Source organism: Dendrosporobacter sp. 1207_IL3150, from assembly GCF_036763085.1.
In the GTDB taxonomy this organism is placed as follows: Bacteria; Bacillota; Negativicutes; order DSM-1736; family Dendrosporobacteraceae; genus JBAIYU01.
In genome coordinates, this window is record NZ_JBAIYU010000006.1 from 62,737 (window position 1) to 76,519 (window position 13,783).

The window sequence follows — 13,783 nt, forward strand, 5'->3', positions numbered from 1 at the left end:
TTCTGTATAATATTAGATTAAGGAGAGAACCCGAGTGAAAAAAAGAATTATTGTTGTAGGCGGCGGTTTGGCCGGCTTGATGGCTACTATGAAGATTTGTGAAGCTGGTGGCCAAGTAGACCTCTTTTCTCTTTGTCCCGTTAAGCGCTCCCACTCGGTTTGCGCACAGGGCGGCATGAACGCCTGTATGAATACTAAAGGTCAAAATGACACAATATATGAGCATTTTGATGATACTGTATATGGTGGCGACTTCTTAGGCGATCAAACTGCTATTAAAGGCATGGTTGAAGCTGCTCCTAAGCTTGTTGAAATGTTTGACCGTATGGGTGTAACTTTCACTCGTACAGCTGAAGGTGTAATTGACCTTCGTAACTTCGGTGGTCAGAAAAATAAACGTACTGTATTCTCTGGTGCAACTACTGGCCAACAGCTTCTATACGCTCTTGATGAACAAGTTCGTATGTGGGAAACTAAAGGCGCTGTTAAAAAATATGAGTTCTGGGAATTCTTAAAAATCATTAAGAACAATCTTGGCGAATGCCGTGGTATTGTTGCTCAGAACATGAATTCAATGGAAATTGAAGCTTTCCCAGCTGATGCTGTTATTATCGCTACTGGCGGTCTTGGACTTGTATTCGGTAAAAGTACTAACTCCACAATCTGTACTGGTGCTGCTGCTTCTGTTGTTTACCAACAAGGCGCTTACCTTGGAAACAGTGAGTTTATCCAAATCCATCCAACTGCAATCCCTGGCGATGACAAAAACCGCTTAATGTCCGAGTCTGCTCGCGGTGAAGGTGGACGAGTTTGGACTTATAAAGATGGTAAGCCATATTATTTCTTAGAAGAGAAGTACCCTGCATATGGTAACCTTGTACCACGTGACATTGCAGCTCGTGAAATTTTCGATGTTTGCGTAAGACAAAAGCTTGGTGTTAATGGTGAGAACCAAGTATACCTTGACCTGTCTCACATCGACAGCGACTATTTGGATAGAAAACTAGGCGGTATTCTTGAAATTTACGAAGAGTTCGTTGGTGATGATCCTCGTAAAGTTCCAATGAGAATTTTCCCTGGCGTTCACTACTCCATGGGCGGTATCTGGGTAGACCGTACGCACAGAACTAATATCCCTGGACTATTAGCTTCTGGCGAGTGCGATTATCAATACCATGGTGCTAACCGTTTGGGAGCTAACTCCTTATTGTCTGCAGCTTATTCCGGAACAGTATCCGGTCCAAGCGCAATCAAATGGGCAAAAAGCGAACAAAAAGGTCCAGCATTAACTCAAGCTGAACTTGACGCTGCTAAGAAAGCAGAAGTTGAGCGCTTCGAAAAACTTCTTGCTATGAACGGTTCTGAAAATGCATACGCTCTGCATAAGGAATTGGGCGATGTAATGCTTGAAAACGTTACTATCGTTCGTGAAAATGCAAGACTAGCAGAAACAGAAGTGAAATTACAAGAACTTCTTAAGCGTTGGGATAATATCGGTATAAATGATAAAGGTCGTTGGGCAAACCAAGAAGTTATGTTCACAAGACAACTTCGCGATATGATCATTGTTGCTCGCGTAATAACTCTTGCTGCTCTTAATCGTAACGAAAGCCGCGGAGCTCATTACAAACCTGAATTCCCTAACCGTAATGACGAAGAATGGCTCAAAACAACAAAGGCATTATTCAATCCAGAGACAAATGCTCCTGTATTCGAATATGAGCCTGTAGATATCTCACACATCAAACCTCGTCCTCGCCGTTATGATGTTGCTAAGGAGGCTAAGTAATCAATGACTACAAAGACAGTTCATTTTATTATAGAAAGACAAGATTCTCCTAACAGCGCACCTTATACTGAGGAGTTCACTCTCCCTTATCGTCCAGCAATGAACGTAGTTTCCTCTTTGATGGAGATTCAAAAGAATCCTGTTACTAAAGACGGAAAAAAGACTACTGCAGTAGTTTGGGAATGTAACTGCCTTGAGAAAGTTTGCGGCGCTTGCATGATGGTAATCAACGGAAAAGCACAGCAAGCATGTGCTGCTCTTATCGACCATCTTGAACAACCGATCCGTCTTAGCGCGGCTCGTACTTTCCCAGTGCTTCGCGACTTAACAATCGATCGTACTGTTATGTTCGAAAGCCTGAAAAAAGTTCAAGCATGGGTTGCTGTTGATGGAAGCTGGGAAGTAGCTCCTGCTCCTCGCCAAAATCCTAAAACTGCAACTGAGGCTTATGAAATTTCCCGTTGTATGACTTGCGGCTGCTGCATGCATGCTTGCCCAAATGTTAACTCCGGTTCAGATTTCATTGGTCCACAACCTCTAGGTCAAGCTCATTTATTCAATCTTCACCCAATTGGAGAATATGACAAAGAAGATCGTTTAAATGCTATTATGAACAAAGGCGGCATCAGCAGCTGCGGTAACAGCCAAAACTGCGTACAGGCATGCCCTAAAGATATCAAACTTACTGAATACATCGCTAAACTTAATAGAGATGTAAACAAACAAGCATTGAAAAACATGTTTAATAAGTAATTGATACAATGAAAGAGCCGAGTTTTTACTCGGCTCTTTTTTTGTCCATATTTACTAAAATATATCGACTATTAGATAGGTTATATATTGATCGTCAAGTAAGTGGTTTTATAATATTAATTTAGTTAGATTCTTAGCTAAAGCATTATGGCTAAATGTTTGACTTTAGATAATAAGTTTACTATAATTACAGGAGTAGTTTGATTGGTGCTAAGTTTAAAGGATTTCATTAAATTTCCTGTTAAAAAGTGTTGACATATAACTTTAAATTTAGTATAATCTATTTTGTGGTCGACGGGGCGTGGCTCAGTTTGGTAGAGTACCTGGCTTGGGACCAGGGGGTCGCAGGTTCGAATCCTGCCGCTCCGACCAGTATATTGCGGGTGTAGCTCAATGGTAGAGCTCTAGCCTTCCAAGCTAGCCACGTGGGTTCGATTCCCATCACCCGCTCCAAATGCGCCTGTAGCTCAGCTGGATAGAGCAACGGCCTTCTAAGCCGTGTGTCGCACGTTCGAGTCGTGCCAGGCGCGCCATTTATTATGACTCCGTAGCTCAGCTGGATAGAGCGTTTGACTACGAATCAAAAGGTCGCAGGTTCGAATCCTGCCGGGGTCGCCATTGTAAATTAGAACCCTTGTATTTCCTAGGTTAATCCTAAGAGGTGCAAGGGTTTTTTGCGTTTACTTAGTATAGCTAGAGTAACGGCCTTTTGTGTACACGTGAAAACATTAGCTATATCAATTGTAATTTATTACGGTATTGTGCTTCATAAACCTCTACTTATGTGAATATGAGGTGTTGGAAGTCATGGAATTAGGTCAAGTAAAGAAAATATTTTTTATCACAAAGAAGAGTGAGAATGTAACTGTAAGGACACTAGAAACATATGACGAGGTTCTTAAGAGATTCATTAAGTATTTAATCAATAGAAATATTTATGATGTATCAGAAGTAGACAGTAGTTGTGTTCGAGAATTTTTTATATTGCTTCAAGAACAAGGTCTAAGGGGAGTAACTAGACATAGATACTTTAGAAGCCTTAGAACGTTCTTTTTGTTCTTGCATCGTGAAGAATACATTAGTAAGAATCCTATGATACATATTAAGCCTCCAAAGATTGAGCAAAAGGTCATGCGCACATTCACAGCACAGGAGATCAGCAAGCTACTCAATGGTTTTGATAGAAATACGTTCTTTGGACTAAGGAACTACTGTATTACAGCAATGTTTTTTTCTACAGGTATTCGTAAGTCTGAATTGATTAACCTTACTTTAGCTGATATCAATATTACAAATGATTTGATTAGGATAGCACAGGGCAAAGGTAATAAGGAAAGGTATGTACCAATAGGAAGAACCTTGAGGCGAGTCATGATTCAATACTTAAAATCAAGAAATGAATTTCTCAAGGGTGATAATTGTAACTATCTATTTGTTACACCAAGAAATGAGCGTAAAATGACAGGGTCATGCTTGAGTGTATTATTTCAGAAGCTAAAGAAGGAACTTAAGTTAACTGGTGAAAAGGTATCATGTCATACTTTCAGACACTCGATGGCTAAGAACTATTTGCTTAATGGTGGAGATGTGTTCAGCCTTCAAAAATTGCTCGGTCATAGTGACATTGCAACAACTAAGAAGTATATTAATCTCAATGATAATGAACTCAAGATACAACATGCTAAGTATAATCCACTTGATAATAATGATTGGAGTTACTAGAATCAATTCTACGCCCTAAATCATCATATAGGAATGTAAATTTTACACATAACTAAAGACACCAAGGGGTTTGTATTGGCTTATCATTTGATGTCCTAAAATATCATTTATGTATGAAGAAATACAAATACGAACTTCGAGCAATCTAAGGGATATAATATAGGGGCTACTTTAGATGGAATATTTTCGTAATAAAAAAGATAGATTATGTAGGGTACTTTTGGTTATAATTTTAGACTTCCAAGAGATATATAGTGGAGGGAATAATTTAGCTATTCTAGGGGATATATTATGAGGGACTAAAGTTGACCTAAAAAGAATACTGTATACTTTAGTAAAATAGGTTGTCTTTTCGTAATAAAAAAAGATATATAGTGAGAGCATTTTTAAATGTGACATTTTTATGATTCTAAGGGATATAATATAGAGGGAACAAATGTTTACTTTTCGCAATTCTGTGCCATATATTATGTAGGACTACTTTGGATTGTCATATTATAAATCGCTTGAGAACCCTTGAATTATCTAATGTTATCCATAGTTTAATACAGGTGTTATATATAATGGTTGTATTTTTGTAAATCTATGCCATATATTATGTAGGATTCTTCATAAGAATCATAATCCACTAGGCTATTACAGCTTGGTGGTTATTTTTTTAGTTATTTTATTGAATTAAATTTAATGGGAAGGAGAGGGATGTCACAATGTACAGATTATCAAGGATGAAAAAAGGATTAACTCAAAAGCAAGCTGCAGAGCTTTTGGTAATCTCTAGAGCTTACTTATGTATGATTGAAAAACTACAAGTCAAGCCGACTCAAGAAATTATAATCAAAATGAGAAAGTTGTACGAAGACAATAGCCTTACTGTATAGGGCTATTTTTTTATTGTCTTATTGAATTTAATTAAAAGGAGTGTTGTTATTGATTAAATACGAATGTAATTCATGTGGTAAGGTCACTGAGTTTTCTTCTGATGAATGGAAAGTAGAATGTACTTGTGGAGATGGTTGGTTAAAGCCTGTTCATGCCGTGAACGCCCCTAAACTAGAGTATAATCCTAAACTAAATCAAGCAAGAAAAGAAGCTAAAGCAATTAAGTCAGACAAGTATTGGAGACATATCTTTCAATGTAGCAGATGCAGTAAAACAACGATACAGCAAAACTATGATAAATCAATTCCTTGTACTTGTGGAGGTACTCAGCTAATCAAAATTACTTACGATAACAACAGGATTGAATATGATGCAAATACTGGTGAACCAATTTTGGACAGCCAAACATCAGCAACTATAGATAATCCAGTAAAATCAATCAGGAAGAAACTTAATTTGTCACAAAAGGAATTAGCTGATATTTTTAATACTACTCAGCAGTACATAAGCCAACTAGAGAACAACGAAAGACCAATATCAGCAGAAATACAAGAATGGATTAATAATAACTAGAATTACATTTGCTTGTATTTTCGATAATACGTCCAAACTACCACGCCTTAAAAATACAAGCACGATGAAGCCTTATAAATCAAGGGCTAAAAATGCCATATTTGAGGACTCAGACCCCCATAAAATAATCAAACGAAAAGGAATGATGTGTAGTGGCTAAAGGCAAGCAAATTGAAGCCCAAGTATCAACAGCAGAGGCAAATTATGAGTTAGCTTCAGACATAATGATGCCTATTGATTATTGCAAGTGGGTAGTAAAGAAAAATAACATATGGACGGTTAATGTTTCAGCACATGAGGAATTTAAGGGTATATTCCCTAATGCTAAATTGATTGGAATGTAAGAAAAGACAAGAGGAAGAAGGCTAGTATATCAATTTATAAAAAAATATTTTTTCGACAAAAGTATTTCAACTGAGATTATATGTAAAGTACAATCCTTATTATTCTTATGATGGCTTAGCAGTGAATAAATGCGCTATAAGGTTTGGATTAATGTTGTTTAGTGCAATTTCTATAATAATTCTTATAAAAATGTTGACAACCTAATGGTTTTTGTGGTAACTTAATATGTTATGCACATATTGACCATAGTATACCAATATGTTAAAATTAATCCAAAGATAGATAATTTTACCAAGGGAGTGGAGATTATGAAAAATCAATCAGGAAAATTATTAATGGTATCAGTAGTTGATGACTTAGGCAATATTCATTGCGAAGGATTATTTAATAATCGTGAAGAGGTTGAAGATTATCTAGTTGATGCTAAAGAATTAGAATTAGATCATGAAATAAAAGGGTACAAGCTATATCAATTAGTAGAAGCATAGGAACAACATAAAAAGCCTTCACTAGTTTTAACACTGGTGAGGGCTTAAGTGTTTAATCAATGGATTATGCTTAGTGAGAACCTTCAGAGGAAAGACTTGAGTGAAGTTGAGAAGGCAGATGTATTGAAGGAGATATATGTGACCTCTCAGAGGTCAGGAAGAGAAATGGCTGCGAAACTAGGTCTTACTCTGTCGTACTTACAAAGCTTATTATCACTCGCTGGATACCCAACCGAAGTAAAACAAATGATTAAAACTGAGGAAATCACAGCATATCAATCAAGACCATTAGCTCAACTTCAGACACCTCAAGAGCAAATCAAGGTAGCTGAACATATAAAGAGTAAAGGGGGCGGATTAGTATTGATTAAAGTAATTGATAGTATAATGGGAAGTGGTAAAAGTTCGTATATCAGAAAAATGATGAATGATAATCCGGATAGAAAATTTATATATGTTACTCCTTACCTTGAAGAAGTAGCTAATGTAATTCAAAACTGTGATAATTTTGCAGAACCAGACACTATTACAGAAGATGGAGAAAAATGTCTTAAACAAGAAAGTTTTCATGAGTTATTGCTACAGGGCAAGAATGTAGCTAGCACACATCAACTATTTAAACTTAGTACGTCATACACAATCAGCCTTTTAAAACAACAGAATTATACACTAATCATAGATGAAGTTATGGAGGTTGTAGACTGTCAACAGATTAAACCTTCTGATTTGCAAATGGCTATAAGTGGGGAGTATTGTAAAGTTGACGATGATGGTAGGTTAATTTGGAATGACGAAAAACCTTATAATGGTGATTGGGCTAAAAAACTTAGGACACTATGTAAGAATAAGTCAATATATCTAGTTAATGATACTGCGCTTATATGGATGTTCCCACCTAGAATTTTTAACTACTTTGAAGAAATTTATGTACTTACATATCTATTTGATTCACAGGTCATGAGATTCTACTTTGATATTAATGGCATATCATACAAAAAATATAGAATTATCAATAAGCCAAACTTTGAAATAGTGGAACATAATGGAAAGCCTGATGATACTGAAGCATTATCAAAGTTAATAGATATATGCACCAAAGGTAGAATTAATGATATTGGTTCAAATGTTGACAAGCAAAGCACTAAGCGAAAAACTCCTTATTTTTTATTAAGTAGCGGTTGGTATGATGAAGCCAATGAAACGGATATAAAAAATCTTAAGAATAACTTAGATAATTTCTTTAGGCATTATTGTAATGGTCAAGAAGTCAGGCTGAACTTATGGACTACCTTCAAAGATTACGAGGGCAAACTTAAGGGCAGAAGATATCCTGAGTTTTTAGCTCATAATGCTAGAGCAATGAACAAATATAATCATGTAACAGCAGTTGCATATCTGATTAATAAATTTATGTATAGAACAGTAGGAGAATTTCTTAAATCTAAACAAGTCAAGATAACTAAAAAAATAGAAGAAGAATATGCTTTAGGTGAAATGTTGCAATTTATCTTTAGGTCAGCAATAAGAGAAGGACAGCCGATTAAACTTTACATTCCAAGTAGTCGCATGAGGCATATACTACAGAAATGGTTAGGTATATCTAAAGATTAATTCCACAAAACCTGTGGAAGTTTTTTTGATGACACTAGGAAATTCAAGGGTTCCAGCGGTTTGTCATTAAAAGAAAATAGGTATATATACTATAGTTATTACTTAAGGATAAAACTATAACTAGAACTATTTATACATTGATAAAATAACATTGTGAAGCGATAGCTGAAACAATGATTGCGTATGCAATAAGAGCATAAGAATACTACTATAGTTTACTTTGGATTAACAATATCAATCATATGAAAACTTAATATAATCAGCTTAAGATAATCATATGGCAAGTATTGGAATATCAAAGTAAGCTATAGTGGGAGAACGCTAACCCGCTACGCTTGTTACTTGTTGCTTACGCACCAAGCAGACGATATATCAATGTAAAAGATTATTACTATGATTGGTTGTTATGATTGAACTATAACATTACTTTTGATTGATATAATGCCTTTCACATGATTAGCTTTAGTCAGTCACCTTAAAGAATTACATGTGACCAACATTAGAATATAAAAGATTAACTATAGATCACCGCATAGGTGGTCTTAATTTATTTTATAGGAGTGGTATAGATGAAACAAAAGAAATATATTGCGGTTGACATTGATGACACATTAAATTTATTCACTGAAGCACTAGAACAACTAGAGGTTAACTATGATGATTATAGTTACTTAGGTATTGATAGAGATACTTTCAAAAACTATCTTGATCTTATAAAGAAACAAGAAATATTAAAGAAAGACCATATAAATAAATTCGATAGGTTGCATTATGATTTACACAAAGAGACATATAAGATTGCTGAAGTTAAACCAGATGCGCCTGAGTTTATGCAATGGCTTAAGAAACAAGGTTATACAATAGTTATTTTGACTTATAGAGACTTAAGGCACTGCATAGATGACACTAGGGCATGGCTAAAGAAACATAGGATTCCTTATGATTATATTTTTAATACTGATAACAAGGTTAGCTTTTGTAAGGTCTGGAAGATTCCTATATTAATTGATGATTCGCCTTCTAATGTAGTAGCAGCACCAGAATTTAATATTAAGATGTTCTATCCGATTACTAAATTTAACTGTGAGATTGAAACAAAAGCTAAAGGTTTCACTAAATTTGAGGAGGTAAAGCAATGTCTAATCCGATAGATAAAATTTATCAAGAAATAATTTCATCTATGAAAAATGGTTACAGCAAAGCCGATGTATTAAAAGATTTTTATTCTTCAATGGATTTTAGCACAATGAAATTAGAGGTTAAGGACTATGGATTCGACTTTCTTGAGACTATGGAGAAAGCTGGGATAATTGTCGAGTATGTTGAACTCAAAGGATTAATACACAAGTACAAACTTAAGAACATCAAGCCAGTATATCAAAAATATCTATTAGAACAACATATAGAGCAGAGTGGAAATGTCTGCGGATATTATCATAAGACACATAATAATGTCTTTAGTTTTAACCTTGATAATAGTCACAATGAAAACAATACAGAACTTACAATAGAGATGAGAACAGCAGTACAAGTCATAAGGAAATATTTAAATGAAGTGGGTATTGAACCTCTAATTATAAATAGCGGTAGAGGATACCATATACACACAAGACTTGATAAGCCAGTATCAAACGAGAAGATACAGAAATTCATGATTAGTGTTACAGCTAGGACACAAGTGACAATAAAAGATCTTGGAATGGATGTTGCTAAAGTAATATTTAATAATTATCCAGGCAAAGACACAAGAATAGGAAGTCTACGATTATTCGGCAGTGATCATATTAAAAATCAAGTGTTTTCTCATGTGTGTACTAAACAAGGTGTATTGAATGAACGTGATTCGTGGATATACTTTGCAGATTATATTAATAAACACACGATTACAGAGGAACAGCTAGACAAAGCTATTATTGATATTGAAGATATATTATTCGTTGGGGCAGAGGATTAATTTCCTTTGCTCTTTTCTCGTTGATTCTTCAGTTATCTGCTTTTGTTGAACCATTTGTTGAACCTCAGATGAAAGTTTAGTGTAAGCATTGATAGCGTAGGAGATTCTCCTCCTGTTAATGCCTATTAGTTTAGATAAATCATGTTGAGAACCTGGGAACGCCGTTCCCAAATGATAGTAAACTTCCCCTTCCTCAACGATACTTAAGTCCTTCCTTTGGAGGTTCTCAATAGCCATCATAAGTAATTTCTAATGTGGGATTATCACCTATTTTATCAGCAGGGAAATATATTTCACTATTGATGAAATCTAAAGTAGTCCTTGTTATTGATGATACACTGATTAGTATATTTTGCAGTATATAGAAAGAGGTGACTACATTAGCAAAGTGCTGTGAAGCCTTATGGTATATGGCTTGGATGGTATTTTTAGCAGTCCAGAATTTCGGACTACTGTAGTCCAACTTTTCGGACACTAAGCGTAAAACTTCGCTCAGCTAAAGTAAACCCCATGTTCATATTATGACTTTGTAATGTCACCAAATGAACTAGGGTTGGTACTGGACACATGTATTTTTACAATAGACAGTATATTGATTCACTGGGCTTAAAATTAAGGTGAGTGTAGCACACCTTTTGAATACCCCTAAATGTGGGATTATCACATATTTTAAATTCTATTCGTGGTCGCACAGGTGGAACATATGGACACAGGCAGATAGGCTTTTAAACACTACAGAAGTGTAGTATCTGAAATATAACCTGAGTGTAGCACAGGTTTTTATACTATTGATAAAACGTAAATGCAAGCTATAATTGCAATTCAACATCGCTGTGGAATTTCCAAATTCGTGAACGCTCCAGAATTTGAAAACTCTTTTGCTACTTGATAAATCCTTGATAGCATAAATATCTGATTATCACATTTAGGTGTACAAAACTACACCTGAACACATTACCGCATACTGTTAATATTACCATGTAGTGATAATGATTATCAATAGAATGAACTATAGGAACATAGTAATATCAATAGTTCATGCGGTGTTAAATATAGATATATGGTATAACAGGGGCTACTAAATTTTAAGGAATCCTCTTAGTGAATCTGACACAATGCTATTATGTAAGATTGGCAAAATACCCACGAACATAGATGATATAAGGGTTGACGGTACTTTTACAAATAAATGACATTTAACTATTGTATTTTAATCTGACATATTGTATAATTGTAATCAAAGAAGCAGATTGAGAGAGGTGTCATTTATGGAGTATGTTCAACCTATCAGAGATAAAAAACAGCTAGACAATATGAAAAGGTATCTCAAAGAACAGAATCTTAGGGACTGGCTATTATTTATTCTTGGAATTAGTTCTGGTTTACGCATAAGTGATTTACTTAAGCTAACTATAGAAGATGTTAAAGGTAAAGATAGGATTACTATTAGAGAAGAAAAAACAGGGAAATCAAAAGACTTCCCCTTATCTGATAACTGTAAGAAAGCTATATGTGAGTATTTGAAAGCAACAGGATTGACTGAAGGAGTATTATTCCCTAGTCGCAAAGGGCGAGGCAGTAAAGGAACTGGGGCAATATCTAGACAGCAGGCTTATGATATTATTAATAAGTCAGCTAAAGAAGTTGGCATTATCACAGACAAAAATAATGTATCTATAGGAACACATACATTAAGAAAAACATTTGGTTACTGGGCATACAAGGCAGGGTATAGTATAGAGGTCATTCAGAAGATACTTAATCATAGTGCCCCTAGTATTACCCTCAGATATATTGGAATAACTCAAGATCAGCTTGATGAGGTATATGTAAATTTAAATCTTTAGGCAGGAGAAATCCTGTCTTTTGTTCTGTCTAGGGGGTACGGTGAGTTTGCTGAATCCAAAGCTAAGTTCCTATTTTGACCTACCCGACGTATTACACTAGCTCAGTCTCACGCTAGAAAAGTAGCTCCAAGATATTTTATTCCAAAGCTAGGCACTTATTGTAAAACTATGGCAATATTCTACAGAATTTTACAATAGACAAGGGGTATAATTTAAGTAAATATGTAAAATGTTAGAAAGTGAGAGTGACTCAATGGAGATTTTCCTTACTGCAGTAATAATTGGATTGTTACCTGCCTTCATCGCAAAATCAAAGGGTCGTAGTTTTATGCTTTGGTGGATATATGGTGCAGCGTTCTTTATAGTAGCAATAATTCATGCAATAGTTATCAAGCCAACCAAACAACAGGCCGATAGGGATATGACTGAAGAAGGTATGAAGAAATGCCCTTTTTGTGCTGAATTTATCAAACCCGAAGCAAAGCTATGTCGATATTGTGGCAAAGAGGTAGCAGAAGTATCAACAGTCAATATATCTCAAGGTCAAGATATTAAGGGGTAAAGGTAAAATGAAGAAACTTTTGATTATAACTATGGCTATCCTTATGATGACTTTAGGTGCTGTCTGTAGTGCGAGTAGTGGTGAGCAGTGGGAACAGATAGACGAATCAGCTTATATTGATGTAAACTCAATCAAGACATTTATGGATGGAACTACTGAATATGTCAAAGGCAGAATTAAGTTAAACTTTAGTGATTCTACCTATGGCATTTATTATTATTTAGTCGATAAAGACACCTTAAGATTTGGTCTTTATTTAACTGAGAAATATGATGCAAATGGTACTCTAAAGTCAAAAATGGAGTTTACTAAAAGTCTAACTCATGATGGGACAAACAATCCAATAATAAAGGAAATACTTAAGAGGGCTAACTAAGATTTTTGCGTATTTTGGAATGAGTAGGAGTGATTATTAGAATGCGTAAAACGTTGCTACTTGTGATTATGCTTATGGTTGTCTTTAGTACAAGCTGTTGGGCTTCAATAGAAAAACAAGTGGACAGCTTTAGCGGTGAAGTTGAAGTAAAGAGTATAACTAATAAATTTAACTCCTTTCACATGATTGTTTTTTCTAAGGAAACAAAGAATATGAATACTAAATATAGCCTTCGATTACACAAGATTGATTTTAATGATTGGTATTTCTTTAGTGATGATATAGTTGATTTTAAGATTAACGATGAAATATATCCTTTGAAAGTTGTAACAACTATTTCCGATATAGTTCCTCCAGATAATGCTTTGCATACTGCAGCTTTAATAAGGGTGAATCCCGAAATAATAAGTCGTATAAGTTCAAGTAATGATTCTGATAACTTTTATATGAGAGTATACTTTAATAATCAATCGGCTAAGACATTTCAAATACCACAATATATTATAAGTGAATGGAAAACAGTGATTAAGCAAGAGGGCTAATAAATAGCCTTCTTTTATTTTCCTTCCTTATTATATAGCAACTTGTGTTACCGTCTTATGTTTGCTATATTTAATGTAGGGAGGCGAGAGCACAATACTTTTGATAACACGTGCTATTCATTAGCACATACAATTGATAAAAACCTAGGAAATATCTATGGTCATGGGCTATAGATTAATCAGCTGGATAGAGCAACGGCCTTCTAAGCCGTGTGTCGCACGTTCGAGTCGTGCCAGGCGCGCCATTTATTATGACTCCTTAGCTCAGCTGGATAGAGCGTTTGACTACGAATCAAAAGGTCGCAGGTTCGAATCCTGCCGGGGTCGCCATTGTAAAGTATG

General features: G+C 35.2%; 15 protein-coding genes and 5 tRNA genes. 19 read left to right on the forward strand and 1 reads right to left on the reverse strand.

Annotation, left to right across the window (positions count from 1 at the left end):
- The first annotated feature begins 79 nt into the window (after positions 1–79).
- The 14 genes from sdhA (at position 80) to V6C17_RS01020 (ending at position 10,114) form a co-directional block, all read left to right on the forward strand.
- On the forward strand, positions 80–1,789 hold the full coding sequence (gene sdhA / locus V6C17_RS00955; RefSeq protein ID WP_442891420.1) for a succinate dehydrogenase flavoprotein subunit: 1,710 nt from the start codon (positions 80–82) through the stop codon (positions 1,787–1,789).
- A 3-nt stretch (positions 1,790–1,792) separates the two neighbouring features.
- Complete coding sequence (gene sdhB / locus V6C17_RS00960; RefSeq protein WP_333520687.1) at positions 1,793–2,542, forward strand: succinate dehydrogenase iron-sulfur subunit; 750 nt, start codon at positions 1,793–1,795, stop codon at positions 2,540–2,542.
- Between the two features lie 295 nt (positions 2,543–2,837).
- Positions 2,838–2,914, forward strand: a tRNA-Pro gene (locus V6C17_RS00965).
- A gap of 7 nt (positions 2,915–2,921) precedes the next feature.
- Positions 2,922–2,995: transfer RNA gene (locus V6C17_RS00970), tRNA-Gly, on the forward strand.
- 3 nt (positions 2,996–2,998) lie between these two features.
- Positions 2,999–3,075: transfer RNA gene (locus V6C17_RS00975), tRNA-Arg, on the forward strand.
- Between the two features lie 8 nt (positions 3,076–3,083).
- A tRNA-Arg gene (locus tag V6C17_RS00980) sits at positions 3,084–3,160 on the forward strand.
- A 189-nt stretch (positions 3,161–3,349) separates the two neighbouring features.
- On the forward strand, positions 3,350–4,264 hold the full coding sequence (locus V6C17_RS00985; protein WP_333520688.1) for a tyrosine-type recombinase/integrase: 915 nt from the start codon (positions 3,350–3,352) through the stop codon (positions 4,262–4,264).
- Between the two features lie 707 nt (positions 4,265–4,971).
- On the forward strand, positions 4,972–5,142 hold the full coding sequence (locus V6C17_RS00990) for a helix-turn-helix domain-containing protein (protein ID WP_333520689.1): 171 nt from the start codon (positions 4,972–4,974) through the stop codon (positions 5,140–5,142).
- A gap of 49 nt (positions 5,143–5,191) precedes the next feature.
- Positions 5,192–5,716, forward strand: coding sequence for a helix-turn-helix domain-containing protein (locus V6C17_RS00995; RefSeq protein ID WP_333520690.1), 525 nt, complete (start codon positions 5,192–5,194; stop codon positions 5,714–5,716).
- Between the two features lie 152 nt (positions 5,717–5,868).
- Complete coding sequence (locus tag V6C17_RS01000; RefSeq protein WP_333520691.1) at positions 5,869–6,060, forward strand: hypothetical protein; 192 nt, start codon at positions 5,869–5,871, stop codon at positions 6,058–6,060.
- 336 nt (positions 6,061–6,396) lie between these two features.
- Positions 6,397–6,549 (forward strand): hypothetical protein, encoded by a 153-nt coding sequence (locus V6C17_RS01005; protein ID WP_333520692.1) that lies wholly within the window; start codon positions 6,397–6,399, stop codon positions 6,547–6,549.
- Positions 6,550–6,597: 48 nt separating this feature from the next.
- On the forward strand, positions 6,598–8,160 hold the full coding sequence (locus tag V6C17_RS01010) for a ParB/RepB/Spo0J family partition protein (RefSeq protein ID WP_333520693.1): 1,563 nt from the start codon (positions 6,598–6,600) through the stop codon (positions 8,158–8,160).
- A 569-nt stretch (positions 8,161–8,729) separates the two neighbouring features.
- Positions 8,730–9,311: a 5' nucleotidase, NT5C type gene (locus V6C17_RS01015; RefSeq protein WP_333520694.1), complete on the forward strand. Its 582-nt coding sequence runs from the start codon at positions 8,730–8,732 to the stop codon at positions 9,309–9,311.
- Entirely contained in the window at positions 9,296–10,114 is an 819-nt protein-coding gene (locus tag V6C17_RS01020) for a hypothetical protein (RefSeq protein ID WP_333520695.1), read from the forward strand. The genes V6C17_RS01015 and V6C17_RS01020 overlap by 16 nt, the downstream gene beginning before the upstream one ends.
- On the opposite strand, the gene V6C17_RS15940 is transcribed toward V6C17_RS01020, so the two are convergent.
- Positions 10,091–10,354 carry a hypothetical protein gene (locus V6C17_RS15940; RefSeq protein WP_442891419.1) on the reverse strand — a complete coding sequence of 88 codons (264 nt, stop codon included), beginning with the start codon at positions 10,352–10,354 and terminating at the stop codon, positions 10,091–10,093. The two genes, V6C17_RS01020 and V6C17_RS15940, sit on opposite strands and share 24 nt — an antisense overlap.
- Before the next feature lie 1,028 nt (positions 10,355–11,382).
- On the opposite strand from V6C17_RS15940, the gene V6C17_RS01025 reads away from it, so the two are divergent.
- The 5 genes from V6C17_RS01025 to V6C17_RS01045 all read left to right on the forward strand — a co-directional run bounded on the left by V6C17_RS01025 (position 11,383) and on the right by V6C17_RS01045 (position 13,771).
- Entirely contained in the window at positions 11,383–11,961 is a 579-nt protein-coding gene (locus V6C17_RS01025; RefSeq protein WP_333520696.1) for a site-specific integrase, read from the forward strand.
- 253 nt (positions 11,962–12,214) lie between these two features.
- Positions 12,215–12,523, forward strand: a complete 309-nt coding sequence (locus V6C17_RS01030; RefSeq protein WP_333520697.1) for a zinc ribbon domain-containing protein — start codon at positions 12,215–12,217, stop codon at positions 12,521–12,523.
- Between the two features lie 7 nt (positions 12,524–12,530).
- A complete protein-coding gene (locus V6C17_RS01035) occupies positions 12,531–12,899 on the forward strand; it encodes a hypothetical protein (RefSeq protein WP_333520698.1) in 369 nt (122 codons plus the stop codon).
- Positions 12,900–12,940: 41 nt separating this feature from the next.
- Positions 12,941–13,441: a hypothetical protein gene (locus V6C17_RS01040; protein WP_333520699.1), complete on the forward strand. Its 501-nt coding sequence runs from the start codon at positions 12,941–12,943 to the stop codon at positions 13,439–13,441.
- 253 nt (positions 13,442–13,694) lie between these two features.
- Positions 13,695–13,771: transfer RNA gene (locus V6C17_RS01045), tRNA-Arg, on the forward strand.
- The last annotated feature ends 12 nt before the right edge of the window (positions 13,772–13,783 follow it).

Coding starts and splice junctions, on each gene's coding strand:
- sdhA (WP_442891420.1), top strand. CDS start 80: ATGGCTACTATGAAGATTTGTGAAGCTGGTGGCCAAGTAGACCTCTTT.
- sdhB (WP_333520687.1), top strand. CDS start 1,793: ATGACTACAAAGACAGTTCATTTTATTATAGAAAGACAAGATTCTCCT.
- V6C17_RS00985 (WP_333520688.1), top strand. CDS start 3,350: ATGGAATTAGGTCAAGTAAAGAAAATATTTTTTATCACAAAGAAGAGT.
- V6C17_RS00990 (WP_333520689.1), top strand. CDS start 4,972: ATGTACAGATTATCAAGGATGAAAAAAGGATTAACTCAAAAGCAAGCT.
- V6C17_RS01005 (WP_333520692.1), top strand. CDS start 6,397: ATGGTATCAGTAGTTGATGACTTAGGCAATATTCATTGCGAAGGATTA.
- V6C17_RS01015 (WP_333520694.1), top strand. CDS start 8,730: ATGAAACAAAAGAAATATATTGCGGTTGACATTGATGACACATTAAAT.
- V6C17_RS01020 (WP_333520695.1), top strand. CDS start 9,296: ATGTCTAATCCGATAGATAAAATTTATCAAGAAATAATTTCATCTATG.
- V6C17_RS15940 (WP_442891419.1), bottom strand. CDS start 10,354: ATGATGGCTATTGAGAACCTCCAAAGGAAGGACTTAAGTATCGTTGAG.
- V6C17_RS01025 (WP_333520696.1), top strand. CDS start 11,383: ATGGAGTATGTTCAACCTATCAGAGATAAAAAACAGCTAGACAATATG.
- V6C17_RS01030 (WP_333520697.1), top strand. CDS start 12,215: ATGGAGATTTTCCTTACTGCAGTAATAATTGGATTGTTACCTGCCTTC.
- V6C17_RS01035 (WP_333520698.1), top strand. CDS start 12,531: ATGAAGAAACTTTTGATTATAACTATGGCTATCCTTATGATGACTTTA.
- V6C17_RS01040 (WP_333520699.1), top strand. CDS start 12,941: ATGCGTAAAACGTTGCTACTTGTGATTATGCTTATGGTTGTCTTTAGT.